Origin of the sequence: Mobilibacterium timonense (assembly GCF_900155555.1) — a bacterium.
Classification (GTDB): Bacteria; Bacillota; Clostridia; order Peptostreptococcales; family Anaerovoracaceae; genus Allobaileyella; species Allobaileyella timonense.
The window spans coordinates 251,399-266,171 of record NZ_FUHN01000007.1; the positions used below are offsets into that span (position 1 = coordinate 251,399).

Genomic DNA, 14,773 nt, shown 5'->3' on the forward strand with positions numbered 1-14,773 from the left:
TATTGCTGCAAAAAAAGAATATCGGGGGTGTCGCACTCTGGCGGCATCCCCCGAAGGCATGAAAGGCATAGTCAATAAGACTTATATGGATCGTCTTCCGGCTCGGGAATGGCGTCCACGAATTTCGTTCTGTTCATAAGCGGATGCTCCAGCCGTATGGCTCCCGGCACCGGGCACTGAAGCACGCATGCACCGCAGTACCAGCATTCACCAGGCCACGCAACGATGGGATGCTCCCCCTTTTCCGTGCTCGGCAGCAGGACATCGCAGTGGCAGGTCCTGACACAGGTATTGCATCCTATGCACTTGTCCGGGTCGTAGCGGATCGGATCAGCACTGCATGGCACGATAGAAACCTGAAGCTCATTCATTTTCTTCATTATCTCTTACCTCCGTTGATGTAATCCTGGTTGCGCTTTTCATATTCCGTTTTGAGATCTCCAAAGTAGTCGAGATCCACATCTCCCCTGACTGCTTTGCCGTTCTCCTGATGGATCGTAATGAAATGATGATCCTCAGGTGGATCCATCTCAGGATAATCGCTTCGCGTGAAGCACAGTGTCTCGGAGCTGGACTTTCTCATGCGGCAGGCTTCCAGAATGATCTCTGCCACCTGAAGAATATCCAGTACTTCGTGTGTCCGGACCAGCTCGTGCGTGTTGTGACATGAAAGCTTTGGAACGATGTCTTTCTTATAGCTGTTCAGAAGATCAAGTCCCTGGAGCAGAAGAGCCTCGTTCTTGATGGCGCCGCAGTAGTTTTTCATGCACTTGGCGATGGCCCAGTTGAGCTCCTTCCAGGAATAGCCTTCCTCTACGTACATAGGTGCATACAGCCTCTCTATTTCCCTGTCCACCTGCTCTCTGTCGTAGTCGGCGAGTTCCACCCCGCAGGCATAGGCCGCGGCCTTTCTGCCGGCGTAATAACCTGTAGAAGCCGCAAATCCGGCACAGTCGGATCCGTACAGCTGATCTCCTGCTGCATAGATACCATCTATGTTGGTCTTCAGATCCCAGTCGGTAATGATCCCTCCCGGAGCTCCGAAAAGCTGTCTCTCGTCATCCGAGAAGGAAGCCGACGTCCAGCCTGTCCCATATACCTGCATGGCTTTTTTTGCAGGGTCAAACCCCCTGTCGTCGTAGTAATCCAGCACAGGCACCTTGGTCTTTCCCTCATTGCCTATCATCATTCCCCAGATGACCTTCCTTTCCATCTCAGGCATCCTTGACATGTCCGCATAAAATGGAAGCTTGTATCCTCTCTTCATGAGTTCGTCAAAAGGCATGGTCTCCGGGCCTCTGTATTCATACTTCGGATTATCGATAACTCCTCCTTTAAGGAAGAACTTCTGACCTTTAACAGGGTAATACCTTTCGGATACCGTCTTGAGGACTTTGCCGTCACGGTCGAGGTATGGTATCTCCACGCCTCTCGAATCCACCATGGTGCAGGCATACCAGGTGTTGTGATTGTTGCCTGCGCTGTATGGAGGGAAGCTGGCTCCTGCAGCAGAAAACTCTGCTCTCACGCTTTTCTCCATCATGGTGAATTCCATGCCGGCCCTGTAGCCCATTGCATGTCCGGATCCTATCGAATTGAATGGCCTGAATTCACAGAGCCCGGGCAGATCGGCGTTGAAAAGCCAGATCCTTGCCGGTCTGGACATAGTCATGATAGTAGACTTGGAATGGAAAATTTTGATTTTTCCTGTGTGTGTGTCCATGCCGATGGCTCCGGCTCCCCTCTTCTTCCCATCGACTTCAGAGGTCAGCAGCGCCGTGGCCTCCGTGTAGTCGTATATCTTTACGCCCAGCCTCTTCAGTTCCTTGTAAAGTGCAGGCTTGAAGGTGCGTCCCCACACTCTCAGCGTGAACCTGTTCTCGTAGTCATAGGCGAACATGAGCTTTGTTTCGTCGTCGCGGAACTCAGCGCCTTTGAACTCATCCTCGGTGTCCCTTATCTTGCCGCCCATCTCCTCGATATCCAGCAGTCTGTCCCATCCTTCTTCGCATGTTATGTAGTGGGCTATCCCGTTTGACAGGTGATCCTGTTCGTCAACATAGGCCTCGGCGATCTCTTTTGAAGTGACCTTGGAGCAAGGATTTGTACACGCAGACTCCCAGTGATCGAACCCCGTGCCGGCGGATCCGCTCCTCACGGTCGCCCCCTTCTCCACAAGGACCACCTTTTCACCACGTCTGACTGCAGCCAGAGCAGCAAAGCATCCTGCAATTCCACCGCCCAGTACCAGAACATCAGATTCTACATTTTCTTCCTGGCCGAATTCGTTCGAGTAAGGCCATTTGATTTCGCTCATGATCCTCTCCTCCATATCCGAGTTTATTTGATACCAAGATGATACGACTTTATTGTGCATTTTGCAATATGTTTTTTATCAATTCCAGTTATCGTAATTATGCTCAAAAATATATTATCTTTAGTAATTTCGTTGGGAATATCAAAAAATATATGATATTGTTAAAAAGTTAGAAAAGCATCAAAAATTGGTGTTGATTGCAACAGATAATTATGTGAAAGGATACTACATGTCTGTTTTAAAAGGAATCGCAAGGAAATACAACGATACCAGCCTGATACTCAGGATAGTCATCGGTCTGGTCATCGGCGCGGCGCTGGGTGCTCTCGCCCCGGGTCTCACAGGCTTCGGGATACTGGGGGACCTTTTTGTAGGTGCTCTTAAGGCAGCGGCGCCTATCCTGGTCTTCGTTCTCGTCACCGCTTCTCTATGCCAGAGCAGCAGCACCATGGACAGAAGATTCGGTATGGTCATCGGCCTGTATCTCCTTGGTACCACACTGGGCGGAGTCACAGCCGTGGTGGGCAGCAAGATATTCCCGCAAAAAATAATATTCGCCAAGTCGGCATCTTCCGACATCGCCCCGCCGAGCGGTTTCTCGGAAGTTCTCCACAACCTTCTCATGAATATCGTAGACAATCCTGTAAACGCCATGGTAAACGCAAACTACCTCGGAATACTGGCATGGGCGGTCATCCTCGGCATCGCACTTAAAAGATTCGCTTCAGATAATACTCGCCGCTTCATGACAGACATTTCAGACGCGGTCTCACAGGCGGTCCGCTGGATCATCAACCTGGCTCCTTTCGGGATCCTCGGCCTGATGTTCACAAACGTTTCCCAGAACGGACTTTCGATCTTCAAGGATTACGGTTCACTTCTCCTGCTCCTGGTAGGATGCATGCTGGTAGCCGCCCTGATAGTGAATCCTGTTGTATGCTTCCTCATATTAAAAAGGAACCCTTATCCGCTCCTCATGAGATGCATCAAGGAATCAGCTGTAATGGCCTTCTTCACCAGGTCTTCGGCAGCTAACATACCTGTAAATATGAAGCTCTGTGAAAAACTCGGACTGGACGAAGATATGTACAGCGTATCCATACCCCTCGGAGCGACCATCAATATGAACGGGGCAGCAATTACAATAGCCGTGATGACCATGGCGGCCTGCAACACCCTGGGAATAAAGGTGGACATGGCCTCTTCCATAGTGCTCTGCGTCCTCGCGGCACTTTCGGCTGCCGGGGCATCGGGCGTCGCCGGCGGTTCTTTAATGCTGATACCGATGGCATGTTCCCTTTTCGGGATAAGCAACGACATTGCCATGCAGGTCGTCGGAGTAGGATTCATCGTGGGAGTCATCCAGGATTCCATGGAGACTGCTCTCAATTCTTCCGGCGACGTGTTCTGGGCAGCCACTGCAGAGTACAGGATGTGGGAAAAGGAAGGAAAAGAACTGCCGACATTCCTGGGTGGAACCAGAAAAGTCGGCATCTAGATCGGCATATATCGATATCATTAATGTATTTACAAAAGCGGCGCCAGGAGCCTGAGCACACACTGGACTATCCTGATGGGCAGGCTCCTGCGTATGCTGTATCTCATTGTGACATCATCACAATGCTTGAAGGTCTCCAGAAAATCCTTCTTCACGTCCATGACCGCCTTGCTGTCATACATGAAGCAGCCATTTTCGAAGTGGAGATACAGGCTCCTGTAATCCAGGTTGATGGTACCTACTGTGGCGATCTCATCGTCTGATACGCACATCTTCGCATGACAGAATCCTGGGGTGTATTCAAGTATTCTTACTCCGTTCTGGCACAGTCTCGTATAGAACGAACGTGTCACGAGATAAACTATCTTCTTGTCCGGCACCCCAGGAGTTATTATTCTCACATCCACTCCACGCTTGGCGGCCATCTCCATCTCTCTCTGCATCTCGTCCGTGAGAACAAGGTATGGAGTGATGAAATAGCAGTACCTCTTTGCATCCTTCAGGATGCTCATATATACGTTCTCACCCGTCTGCTCGTGATCCAGCGGGCTGTCTCCATATGGTTGCACAAAGCCCTCATCCTCTCCCTGATATTCGATATCCGGGAGATATTTGTCGTAGGACGTGTCATTTGAACTGTTTCTCTTCCTGACGCTGTTCCACATTTCCAGGAAAGAAACCGTTAGGTTTTTTACGGCGTCCCCCTCCAGCTTCACGCCGGTGTCCTTCCAGTGGCCATATGGCTCTGTTATGTGGAAGTACTCGTTGGCCAGGTTATAGCCTCCGGTAAATCCCACCTTGCCGTCGATGACGGTTATCTTTCTGTGGTCACGGTTGTTCATAAAAATGTTGATAATAGGAGTAACCGGGTTGAAGGCCCTGCATTGGATCCCTAGTGCCTCCATCCTGTACTCGAAATTCGGATTGATAAATCCGATGCTGCCTACATCATCGTAGAACAGTCGTACCTCTACCCCTTCCCTTACCTTCTCTATCAGTATCTCCTTGATGTCCTGGAAACATTCCTTATCTTCGATGGCGTGATACTCCATGAAGATGAATCTCTTCGCCTTCTTCAGCTCTTCTTTCTGTGCCTCCAGTCCGTCTACAGCATCAGGATAATACGTCACATCAGTGTTCTTATACACCGGATACCTCGCATACCTGGCTACGTAGCCGCATATGTTGGACACAGAAACATCCTTTTCCCTGAGGTCGTCCATGACTTCCTGATCCTGGGGAACCAGAGGAAAAAGCGAATCGTCTACCTTCTGATATCTCCGCTTCATCCTGTACATCTTGGTCGGGGTCCCCGAGAGGAAATACAGGCAGAGGCCCGGGATAGGAAAAGCCATTATCAGCATGATCCACGGGGTCTTATACGCCGAGTTCAGGTCGGTACGGCCGAATATGGTCATCACGACTATGAGAGTGAGAAGAGTGACTCCCGTGTGCACCCATGTGGCATAATGGGTCAGCCTGTATGCAACCCTTATTATGAGGTAGATCTGGATGGTTAGGAGAATGACCGTTGTGATGAGTCGCCATACGCTGCTCTTGACTTCGTATTTGTTTTCAGTTGTAAGGTCAGAATAATTCTTTAAATCCATGATCAATATGAGTTGTTAATGATCTACACCAGTCTGTCAGTAAGTATATCACAAACCGCAAAGAGAGATGCCCTGCCCGAGATCTTCACGCTTCCGTCTGTCACCACAGCCGTCATCTTTCCGGTCCTGGACGAAAGCTGACTGACACGCAGCTCGTCTTTTCCGAGAACCTCTGACCAGTATGGTGCAAGCCTTGTAAGCGCCGCGGGACAAGTGCCAACCTCTTCTTCGTATTTTACAGGGCTGAACGACCGCAGGAAAAAATCTGTCCCCTCTTCATCGGAAGGTGCCGTGCAGTGGAGAAGCTCTCCCGGAAGCATTTCCACCGTAGCTCTGTCGATGGAAAGCGATCCAAGTTCCTCTTTGTTCTTCAAAACGCAGAAGAGATCGCCTCCCATGAAGCAATGCTGAGGTCTCACGCCTAGAGCTCCTGAAAGCTGCTGAGTTATATCGAACTCACGGAGCGGCGCTTCCGGCAGTGAGGTGCAAAGTATCTCGGGATCGTCTTTTCCTGCAGAGACAAGGATCTCACCTCCTGAATGTCTGAATGTGATGTCTCCATCATCTGGAGAATAGTATCTCCTGATCACATAAGCCGCGGCAAAGGCTGCTCCGCCGTTCAGCCTCATCTCACCAGACGGCGAATACCAGCGTATCTTCCATCTGGTGCAGTGCTCCGGCTCCCCGCTCTCACTGAGAGGACGGATGAATGCGGTCTCTGTGGACCCGTTCTCCCTGGCGATGTTTTCCATCAGATCATGACCGACGCTTTCGTCGTAGATGCAGACGGCAACGCTGCGCCCCTGGAAGGGTCTCTGGGAAAAGACATCAACTACGTACTGTTTCATATGTCCGCTTCCTTTCTTCAACATATAACTCCCGCCATTCTACATTAGCAGCTCCATAAAGTACACAATAAAAACGGTTATATTAATATCAGATATCAAATTGTATATGCATATATACAATATTTTGTGTATTTTCATAAAACTCCCTGTTGCATACATATTCATAAAGTTTTATAATCATACCACAAAGTTGCAGCAACACTTTACCACGTAACCAGCTCCGGACTGCAGAACACCTGCTCAGCCGGTATGAATAAGAAGGAATTTACCAGGAGGAACTAAAATGACAGCACAGAATTCCAAGAAGGATATCAAGAAGATCGTACTCGCATACTCCGGAGGACTTGACACCTCCGTTATAATCCCGTGGCTCAAGGAAAACTACAACGATCCCGAGATCATAGCCGTTTCCGGAAACGTGGGACAGACCGGCGAGCTGGATGGTCTGGAGGAGAAAGCCATCAAGTCCGGGGCTTCCAAGATCTACATCGAAGATCTTACCGATGAATTCGTGAACGACATGATCGTCCCTGCAGTCAAGGCGGGTGCCAAGTACGAGGAATATCTTCTTGGTACGGCACTGGCAAGGCCTGTCATCGCTAAGAAACTGGCAGAGATAGCCATCGCCGAAGGAGCCGACGCCATCTGCCACGGATGCACTGGAAAAGGAAACGATCAGGTCCGCTTTGAGCTCACCCTCAAGGCCTTCGCTCCGGGGATCAAGATCATCGCCCCATGGAGGGAGTGGGACATCAAATCCAGGGATGAGGAGATCGACTACGCAGAGGCTCATCACGTTCCACTCAAGATCAGCAGGGAGACCAATTACTCAAAGGACAAGAACCTCTGGCACCTGTCCCACGAGGGCATGGATCTCGAGGATCCGGGAAACGAACCTCAGCTCGAAAAAGAAGGCTTCCTGGAGATGAGCGTCTCCCCTCTTCAGGCTCCTGACAAGCCAGAGTACATCGAGATGGAATTCGAACAGGGAACTCCGGTCTCACTCAACGGCAAGAAAATGACTCCTAAGGAGATCATCCTTGAGCTCAACGAGATCGGCGGAAAGAACGGTATCGGCATCCTGGACATCGTGGAAAACCGTCTTGTCGGCATGAAGAGCCGCGGGGTATACGAAACACCGGGAGGAGAGATCCTGTATAAGGCCCACGAGTATCTGGAGACCATCTGCCTGGACAAGATGACCCAGCACAAGAAGGCCGAGCTGAGCATCACGTTCGGCGAGCTCCTCTATAACGGCCAGTGGTACTCTCCTCTCAGGGAGGCTCTGTCCGCATTCGTGGACAAGACACAGGAGCACGTCACAGGAAAGGTCAAGCTCAAGCTCTACAAGGGCAACATCATAAAGGCCGGAGTATGGAGCAGCTGGTCCCTCTACAGCGAGGAGATCGCCACCTTCAACGAGGATCACGTATACGACCAGAAGGACGCCGAGGGATTCATAAATCTCTGGGGACTCCCACTCTCCGTACAGGCGATGGTCAACAAAGCAAACGAGAACAAGTAGAACAAGCAGATCGAGAAACAGAAAGAAAAACGTTACAGTACAGGTTATCAGCAGAGGTAAGGATATGGACAAGCTGTGGGCAGGAGACCTTCATAAGGCTTTGGATAAAAATGCAGACGACTTCAATTCGTCGATACATGTGGATTCCAGAATGTACTCACAGGACATCAGAGGATCCATGGCCCACGCGACCATGCTGGGAGCCATGGGGATAATATCCCAGAAGGATGCCGATGCCATCATTGACGGCCTTGGTGACATTCTGGACGACCTGGATGCGGGAAAGCTGGAGATCGACCAGGAGGCTGAAGACATTCACACCTTCATAGAAAACGAACTCACCAGCAGGATCGGCGAGTCCGGAAAGAGGCTCCATACCGCAAGGAGCAGGAACGACCAGGTCGCAACAGACCTCAGGCTTTACCTCAGGGATGAGAGCGGCGAGATCATACAGCTCATCAGCAAGGTACTGGAAGCGATCATAGATCAGGCACAGGAACACAAGACCACTATCATGCCTGGTTACACTCACCTTCAGAGGGCACAACCGGTGAGCTTTGCCCACCACATCCTTGCCTATGCCATGATGCTCACAAGGGACATAACGAGGATCAAAGACTGCGTTAAGCGGATGAACCACAATCCCCTCGGATCCTGTGCACTGGCCGGCACCACCTACAATACAGACAGATACATGACTGCAAGGTCACTTGGATTCAACGGGATCACCATGAACAGCATGGACGGAGTCTCCGACAGGGATTTCTGCATAGAGCTGCTCAGCGCCATGGCTACCGTGATGATGCACCTGTCCAGGTTCTCGGAGGAGCTGATCCTCTGGTCAAGCTGGGAGTTCAAGTTCGTCGAGCTCGACGATTCGTTTACCACCGGCTCCAGCATCATGCCTCAGAAAAAGAACCCGGACATAGCTGAACTGGTGCGTGGCAAGACGGGCCGCGTCTACGGCGACCTCGTAACAATGCTGACGATGCTCAAGGGACTTCCCCTCGCCTACAACAAAGACATGCAGGAGGACAAGGAAGCTGTCTTCGACGCAATTGACACGGTCAAGATGTGCCTGACGGTCTTCGCTCCAATGATCAGGACCATGAAGGTCCTTCCTGAAAACATGCTGAAGGCCGCCGGACACGGATTCATCAACGCAACGGATCTCGCGGACTATCTGACCAAAAAGGGCATGCCTTTCAGGACAGCATACAAGATCACCGGAGACCTCGTCGCCTGGTGTACACATGAGGGCATCACCCTGAACCAGGTACCTATGGAGAAGTACAAAGAGCTTTCCGACCTTTTCCAGGAGGACATCTACGAAAAGATCGACCTGGCATACTGTACCTCCAGCCGCATATCTCAGGGCGGCCCTTCACCTGCCTCTATCGACAGGCAGATCGACTATGTAATGGACTTCATTCTGTGAAAGGAGCAAAAAGTGGCAACAGAGAAGATAGGCATCCAGGGTAAGGATTTCCTCACACTCCTGGATTTTAACGAAAAGCAGATACTGGGGCTCCTGGATCTGGCTGAGGAGCTGAAAGCTAAGAAAAAGGCCGGCATTCCCCACCGCATGTGCGAGGGGAAAAATATAGCCCTGATATTCGAAAAGCACAGCACTCGGACTTTTTCCAGTTTCAACGTGGCTGCAAACGATCTTGGCATGAGCGCGACGTTCTTCGACTCCCACGGTTCTCATATTGGAAAAAAGGAGTCTATCGCAGATACTGCGCGGGTGCTCACGAGAATGTTCGACGGCATCGAATACCGCGGATACGGTCAGAACGTGGTGAACGACCTGGCGAAGTACTCCACAGTTCCAGTGTGGAACGGACTTACTGATGAATTCCACCCTACCCAGATCCTCGCCGACATGCTTACAATAAAAGAGCACTTCGGCCATCTGAAGGGAATAAAATTCGTCTTCATGGGAGACAACAGCTTCAACATGGGGAATTCCCTGATGATCGGCTGTGCCAGGCTCGGCCTGGACTTTACCGCCTGCTGCCCTGAAAAATACCTTCAGAACAGCGAGATACTCAAGATCTGCAAGGAGCTCGCAGAAAAGAGCGGCGGCACCATCACACACGAGCCGGACCCTTACAAGGCTGTAAAGGATGCGGACGTCATCAGCACCGATGTGTGGGTGTCCATGGGAGAACCGGACGAGATCTGGAAGGAAAGGATCAGCGACCTCATGGCCTACCAGGTGACTTCGGACCTCATGAAGGCCACGGGAAAGGATTCCACGGTTTTCATGCACTGCCTGCCGGCTTACCACAACCTGGACACGATCAATGGCCGTGAGATCTACGAGAAGTTCGGCATAGACGCCATCGAGGTCACTGACGAGGTGTTCGAGAGCCCTCAGTCGATCGTGTGGGACGAGGCAGAAAACAGGATGCACACGATCAAGGCCATGATGGCGGCCACCCTGCTGGATATATAGAAGGATCTCACTGCTTTGAAGTGGTGGATACATGACCATATCGACGGATGGAACTATGAAAAAGGGACGTATCAGCGCGGCACATGGAGACGATTTGCCGTTATGATACGCCCCTTTTTACACATCCTCAGATCAAAACACTGCGTCCGCGATCCCCTTAAGGTGCTTTTCGCACAGAGTCCTGACCTCGACGCTGTCTCTAACTGATATGAAGTCTATCAGCTCCGAGTGCTCAATATAGATTTGCTTCATGAACTGTTGGGCGTAATGAGGCTCCAGATTTTTCAGTTTCGATCCCAGAAGCTGATGGGTGAATGAGCTGACGATCATCTCCACCAGGTAGAGCATGCGGTTTCCGTATATCTCGGCCACCTTGCAGTCGAATCTCGTACCGTAGCTCATATAGCGCTCTATATCATTCTTTGACTCGTCCATTGACTCGTCTACGATCCTGTTGAGTTCTCTGACGTGGGAATAATTTCTGGCCGCCGCTGCAAGTGAAAAGCAGACGGGCTCGCATATGGCCCTGAGGTCGAATATGTCTCTGAATGTGATCCCTCTTCGCCTGAACATGACGCTGATTACATTGTCAACGCCCTTGGAATTCACCGGTTCAACAATGGTACCTCTCCCCTGCTCTCTTCTGATGTGGCCCCTGAACTCCAGTATCGCCAGGGCCTCAACAAGGGACGGGCGGCTGATGCCCATTTTTTCCGCAAGATCCCTTTCCGCAGGGAGCATGTCTCCTGGCTTGTACTCCCCTCGTATGATCTTCCCCAGTATCTGACAGTAGGCTATTGCAGAAACGTTTGAATCCATTGTGAGACCGTATACATACGAAACTATCTCATCGTCGTCATAGGTTATCCTGCGCTCGTCCTCACCCTGGTTATCATAGAACATGTATTTGATCGCATCTGCGTATATATCGCAGGCGGCGTCGCCATCTCCCGCTTTGATCTCTTTGGTGAGGATACGATGCGCCTGGAGCATCTCTTCCTTATCGTAAATGCTTATGCGGCTTTTCTCGTCGCTGGTGATGCGATAAAGCAATATATTACAGACCGCGTGAAAAATGCTGCTGCACATCGGATTCTTCATGCAGTCCACTATGAACATATGTATCCTCACGATCTGTCTGTAGGCTTCACCGCTGTCATCCAATGCAAAAGCGTTCTCAAGCCGGGCAAGAGCCTTGTCAATGGCTGCTGATTCCTCTGGTCCGAAACGTCCGATATACCTGCGTATCAGTTCGGGCTCAACAAGCCTGACGAACTCATACATCTGGCCAATGGTCACCTTGCTGCGGATGAAGAGTTCCATGAATGTCTCGGTCAGGACATTGTGCCTCATGGTTACAACCGCTCCACCTCCCGGCACCGTACGGATGCATCCGGAGGCCTCAAGCATCTTCAGGGCATTTCTCACCGTGCCGTGGCTTTTCCCGAAGGACTTCATCAGCTCATGCTCACCCGGGATCCGTTCTCCTGTCTCGTAAGTGCCATCGACGATACGTTCAAGCAGCTCGTCGAAAAGCAGCTCTGAACTTCTCTCTCCTCTTATCTGGTAAAAGCCACCTATATCGTTCATCCCCCTCGCCGTTCTCTTACCTGAATTTTATTATCACGGTCATCTGCGGTCAACAACCAGGTTTATGGAAAAACCGGCGAACTTGTGGTAGTCTATTCAGCGGACAGACTGTCATCCAGCGGCAGCAATGAAGAAAGGAAAGAACAGAATGGGCAGTTTACAGAGTTTTTTTGAGTCCAGGACCGGACAGGTGGTCGTCGTTGCGATCATCGTTGTTTTTTTTCTCCTGGCTTTGATACCATCTAAAGAACAGAAAAAAGCGCATCAGAGGGGAGCGGATGTAAAAGCTCTCACCATATCTGCGCTCATGGTGGGTGCAGCCATCGTCTTAGGGCAGTTCAAGCTGTTTGAGATGCCTCAGGGCGGCGCGGTGACACCTCTTTCAAATCTCCCTATTGTGCTCTGCGCTTACTATCTTGGAACGCGCAGGGGCGTGACCGCTGGCATGTGCGTGGGGCTTCTCAATCTTATCTTCGGGCCATATGTGATCCACCCTCTGCAGATGCTGCTCGACTACCCCCTTGCCTTCGGGGCTCTCGGCCTCGGCGGAGTTATGAGGAATAAAAAGAACGGTATCGTAAAGGGCTACATACTCGGGCTCGCAGGGAGATATGCGGTCGCCGTGGTTTCGGGCATAGTCTTCTTTGGCGCCTATGCACCTGCCGGATTCAATGCGTTCACCTGGTCGGTATGGTATAACTTCACTTATCTGGCAGCCGAAGGAGTCATCACGGTCATCATCATAAGCATACCTACCGTGAAGAAGACACTGGAAAAGCTGAGATTCCAGATCGATCCCGGATTTATACCTATCCACAGAGGATAGTGCGGAATGCACGCGCACCGGCGTATACGACCGATCACAGCAGAACTCGACCAGATACAGGTACAAAAATTGGGAGCCGGCATTTCACGCCGAACGCTCCCATTTTTTTATTCTTCTGAAAAAGTCTACGAACACCCACACGACCGCGGCTCCGACCACGATCCCCAATGCATACTGCCCGAGGAGCCAGCCGTTCTCCTCCATTCTGGTCCAGTCGTTCTGCACGGCATAGCTCATGACGTAGTACAGATTTTTCCCCGGTATGAGCGGAATGAGCCCGGGAACGAGGAACACGGTCGAAGGTGCTTTCATCTTCCTGGCGAGTATCTCTGAATACAGGGAACACTCCAGGCTGGCGGCCACTGACGGCCAGAAAACACCGGCCCCTCCCAGTGCATGTGCGACCAGGAGATATACCGTCCATTCGAGCATGCCACCAATGGCTGCAGCCGGAAGGAGTCCTTTTCTCACCCTGAAGACCAGGGCAAATCCCATGGAACCGAGAAAGGCTCCTATGATCTGAATAATATCCGAAACGCTCAGCATATCTCACACCTCAAAACCATACCATGATCGCCAGGAAACCGATCGCGAGAGCGCCTGACCACAGGAACGTCTCTATCAGCCTCATGATGCCGGCGATGGTGTCTCCAAGAATTATGTCCCTGACTGCATTGGTCATGGCCAGGCCTGGGATCAGAAGCATGATGTCGGCGATCAGTACCGTATCTGCATTGGCATAAGGAATAAAAACAGCCGTCGGATATATGCAGAAGCCCGTGATGGCGGCTGTAATGAGATTATATACGATAGTGTTCATGCAGAATGGGGCCAGATATATGCTGCACAGGAATATTATCACAGCTCCAACCGTTGAAAGCAGCAAGTCCCAGAAATTCCCCCCGAAGAACAGACCGAATCCCATGCCCACAAGTATGTATCCTATCAGGTCTGACACCCTGTCAGGCCTGGCCTTCAATATCCCGTTGACCCTGTTCTCAAGCGCGATCAGCGGTATCGGATCCTTGCAGACCGCCCTGCTGAGGGTGTTGATTGCATCGAACTTGGTGAAGTCATTGCCCGCAACGCTCTGTATCCTCCTGGTCTGGGTGCACTCGTGACCGCCCTTGAAACGAACTGTGAGGAAAAGGCTCGCGGTGATGGCCATCACGTTCACCTCCCGGGCCCCGTAGGCCCTGGCAAGCCTTCCCATTGTATCTTCAACTCGGTTGACCTCGGCTCCGCTGCACATCAAAGCCTCCCCCACATCGAGGATGATGTGGAGAAGGCGGTTTTCGTCGTCACGCGTCTTTATAAGCGAAGAAACGTCGTTATTCGTCATTCTCTATTTTACCTATCATGGAAATAACTATCATTGCGGAGAGGCGAGCCGCATTGTCCTCAAACTCTTCATAGGACTGGACCGCACCGCTGCCGCCCTGAGCCAGATCGGAGATGACCCTCATTGAAACGAAAGGAACGTTATTGTATGAAGCAGCCTGGGCGATCGCGCCCCCTTCCATCTCGGCCGCCATAGCCCCGAAGGTCTCATGAAGCTCTTTTTTCTTATCAAGCTCAGACACGAACTGGTCACCGGTGACGATGACTCCCTCCTTCACCTGCTCCGCGGACATCAGCTCTGATGCGGATTCGGACATGAGATATGCCGCCTGCCTGTCCGGAAAGTACACCGTAGGCACGGTATCATCTTCGCCAGTGCTCATGTATCCCCTCACATGACCGAAGGCCGTAACGTCGAAGTCGTGCTGTATCAGTCCCTTTGCTATCACTGCGTCTCCCACGGAAAGGCACGGGTCTATGCCTCCGGCGATGCCGGTGTTGATGACAAGCTGCGGGCTGAAGGTGTCGATGAGGATCTGAGTGCAGAGAGCCGCGTTGACCTTGCCGATCCCGCTCTTCGCCACGAAGACCTGCGCGCTCCCCAAGGTGCCTTTCCACGTCTTAAGAGTCTTCCCCGGGCCGCACATCTCAGTCTCCACGTCTTCCATTGTCTCCTTGAGGTACTGGATCTCGTTGTCCATGGCCCCGATGATGGCAATTCTGGTTATGTTATTCAATTCGCTCATTATTTCCTCTG

The 14,773-nt window shown here is 51.4% G+C and carries 13 protein-coding genes; 5 read left to right on the top strand and 8 right to left on the bottom strand.

Going from position 1 to position 14,773, the window contains the following annotated elements; translation table 11 throughout:
* Window positions 1-71: 71 nt before the first annotated feature.
* Both BQ7382_RS04120 and BQ7382_RS04125 read right to left on the bottom strand, forming a co-directional pair.
* Window positions 72-380, bottom strand: a complete 309-nt coding sequence (locus BQ7382_RS04120; RefSeq protein WP_077390871.1) for a 4Fe-4S dicluster domain-containing protein — start codon at window positions 378-380, stop codon at window positions 72-74.
* Window positions 380-2,317 (bottom strand): FAD-dependent oxidoreductase, encoded by a 1,938-nt coding sequence (locus BQ7382_RS04125; RefSeq protein ID WP_077390872.1) that lies wholly within the window; start codon window positions 2,315-2,317, stop codon window positions 380-382. Before BQ7382_RS04125 ends, BQ7382_RS04120 begins: the two co-directional genes overlap by 1 nt.
* 229 nt (window positions 2,318-2,546) lie before the next feature.
* Here BQ7382_RS04125 and sstT point away from each other — a divergent pair, with 229 nt between their 5' ends.
* Complete coding sequence (gene sstT, locus BQ7382_RS04130) at window positions 2,547-3,815, top strand: serine/threonine transporter SstT (protein ID WP_077390873.1); 1,269 nt, start codon at window positions 2,547-2,549, stop codon at window positions 3,813-3,815.
* Between the two features lie 29 nt (window positions 3,816-3,844).
* On the opposite strand, the gene cls is transcribed toward sstT, so the two are convergent.
* Window positions 3,845-5,425, bottom strand: a complete 1,581-nt coding sequence (gene cls / locus BQ7382_RS04135; protein WP_077390874.1) for a cardiolipin synthase — start codon at window positions 5,423-5,425, stop codon at window positions 3,845-3,847.
* A gap of 23 nt (window positions 5,426-5,448) precedes the next feature.
* Complete coding sequence (locus BQ7382_RS04140; protein WP_159437217.1) at window positions 5,449-6,273, bottom strand: PhzF family phenazine biosynthesis protein; 825 nt, start codon at window positions 6,271-6,273, stop codon at window positions 5,449-5,451.
* 283 nt (window positions 6,274-6,556) lie between these two features.
* Between BQ7382_RS04140 and BQ7382_RS04145 the strand changes: the two genes are divergently transcribed.
* From BQ7382_RS04145 to argF, 3 genes are all read left to right on the top strand, one after another.
* Entirely contained in the window at window positions 6,557-7,798 is a 1,242-nt protein-coding gene (locus BQ7382_RS04145) for an argininosuccinate synthase (RefSeq protein WP_077390876.1), read from the top strand.
* A 64-nt stretch (window positions 7,799-7,862) separates the two neighbouring features.
* Entirely contained in the window at window positions 7,863-9,236 is a 1,374-nt protein-coding gene (argH, locus tag BQ7382_RS04150) for an argininosuccinate lyase (RefSeq protein ID WP_077390877.1), read from the top strand.
* Between the two features lie 12 nt (window positions 9,237-9,248).
* The gene (gene argF, locus BQ7382_RS04155; RefSeq protein WP_330618676.1) at window positions 9,249-10,259 is read left to right on the top strand and encodes an ornithine carbamoyltransferase; all 1,011 of its coding nucleotides are present in this window, start codon (window positions 9,249-9,251) and stop codon (window positions 10,257-10,259) included.
* Between the two features lie 132 nt (window positions 10,260-10,391).
* Here argF and BQ7382_RS04160 read toward each other — a convergent pair whose 3' ends face one another.
* A complete protein-coding gene (locus BQ7382_RS04160; protein WP_077390878.1) occupies window positions 10,392-11,849 on the bottom strand; it encodes a FadR/GntR family transcriptional regulator in 1,458 nt (485 codons plus the stop codon).
* Between the two features lie 127 nt (window positions 11,850-11,976).
* Between BQ7382_RS04160 and thiT the strand changes: the two genes are divergently transcribed.
* Window positions 11,977-12,675: an energy-coupled thiamine transporter ThiT gene (gene thiT, locus BQ7382_RS04165; protein ID WP_235847941.1), complete on the top strand. Its 699-nt coding sequence runs from the start codon at window positions 11,977-11,979 to the stop codon at window positions 12,673-12,675.
* Window positions 12,676-12,759: 84 nt separating this feature from the next.
* On the opposite strand, the gene BQ7382_RS04170 is transcribed toward thiT, so the two are convergent.
* The 3 genes from BQ7382_RS04170 to BQ7382_RS04180 are packed head-to-tail and all read right to left on the bottom strand — an operon-like array spanning window position 12,760 to window position 14,762.
* Window positions 12,760-13,221 (bottom strand): threonine/serine exporter family protein, encoded by a 462-nt coding sequence (locus tag BQ7382_RS04170; protein WP_077390880.1) that lies wholly within the window; start codon window positions 13,219-13,221, stop codon window positions 12,760-12,762.
* Between the two features lie 10 nt (window positions 13,222-13,231).
* Window positions 13,232-14,017: a threonine/serine exporter family protein gene (locus BQ7382_RS04175; RefSeq protein WP_077390881.1), complete on the bottom strand. Its 786-nt coding sequence runs from the start codon at window positions 14,015-14,017 to the stop codon at window positions 13,232-13,234.
* The gene (locus BQ7382_RS04180; protein WP_077390882.1) at window positions 14,007-14,762 is read right to left on the bottom strand and encodes a 5'-methylthioadenosine/adenosylhomocysteine nucleosidase; all 756 of its coding nucleotides are present in this window, start codon (window positions 14,760-14,762) and stop codon (window positions 14,007-14,009) included. Before BQ7382_RS04180 ends, BQ7382_RS04175 begins: the two co-directional genes overlap by 11 nt.
* Window positions 14,763-14,773: the final 11 nt, after the last annotated feature.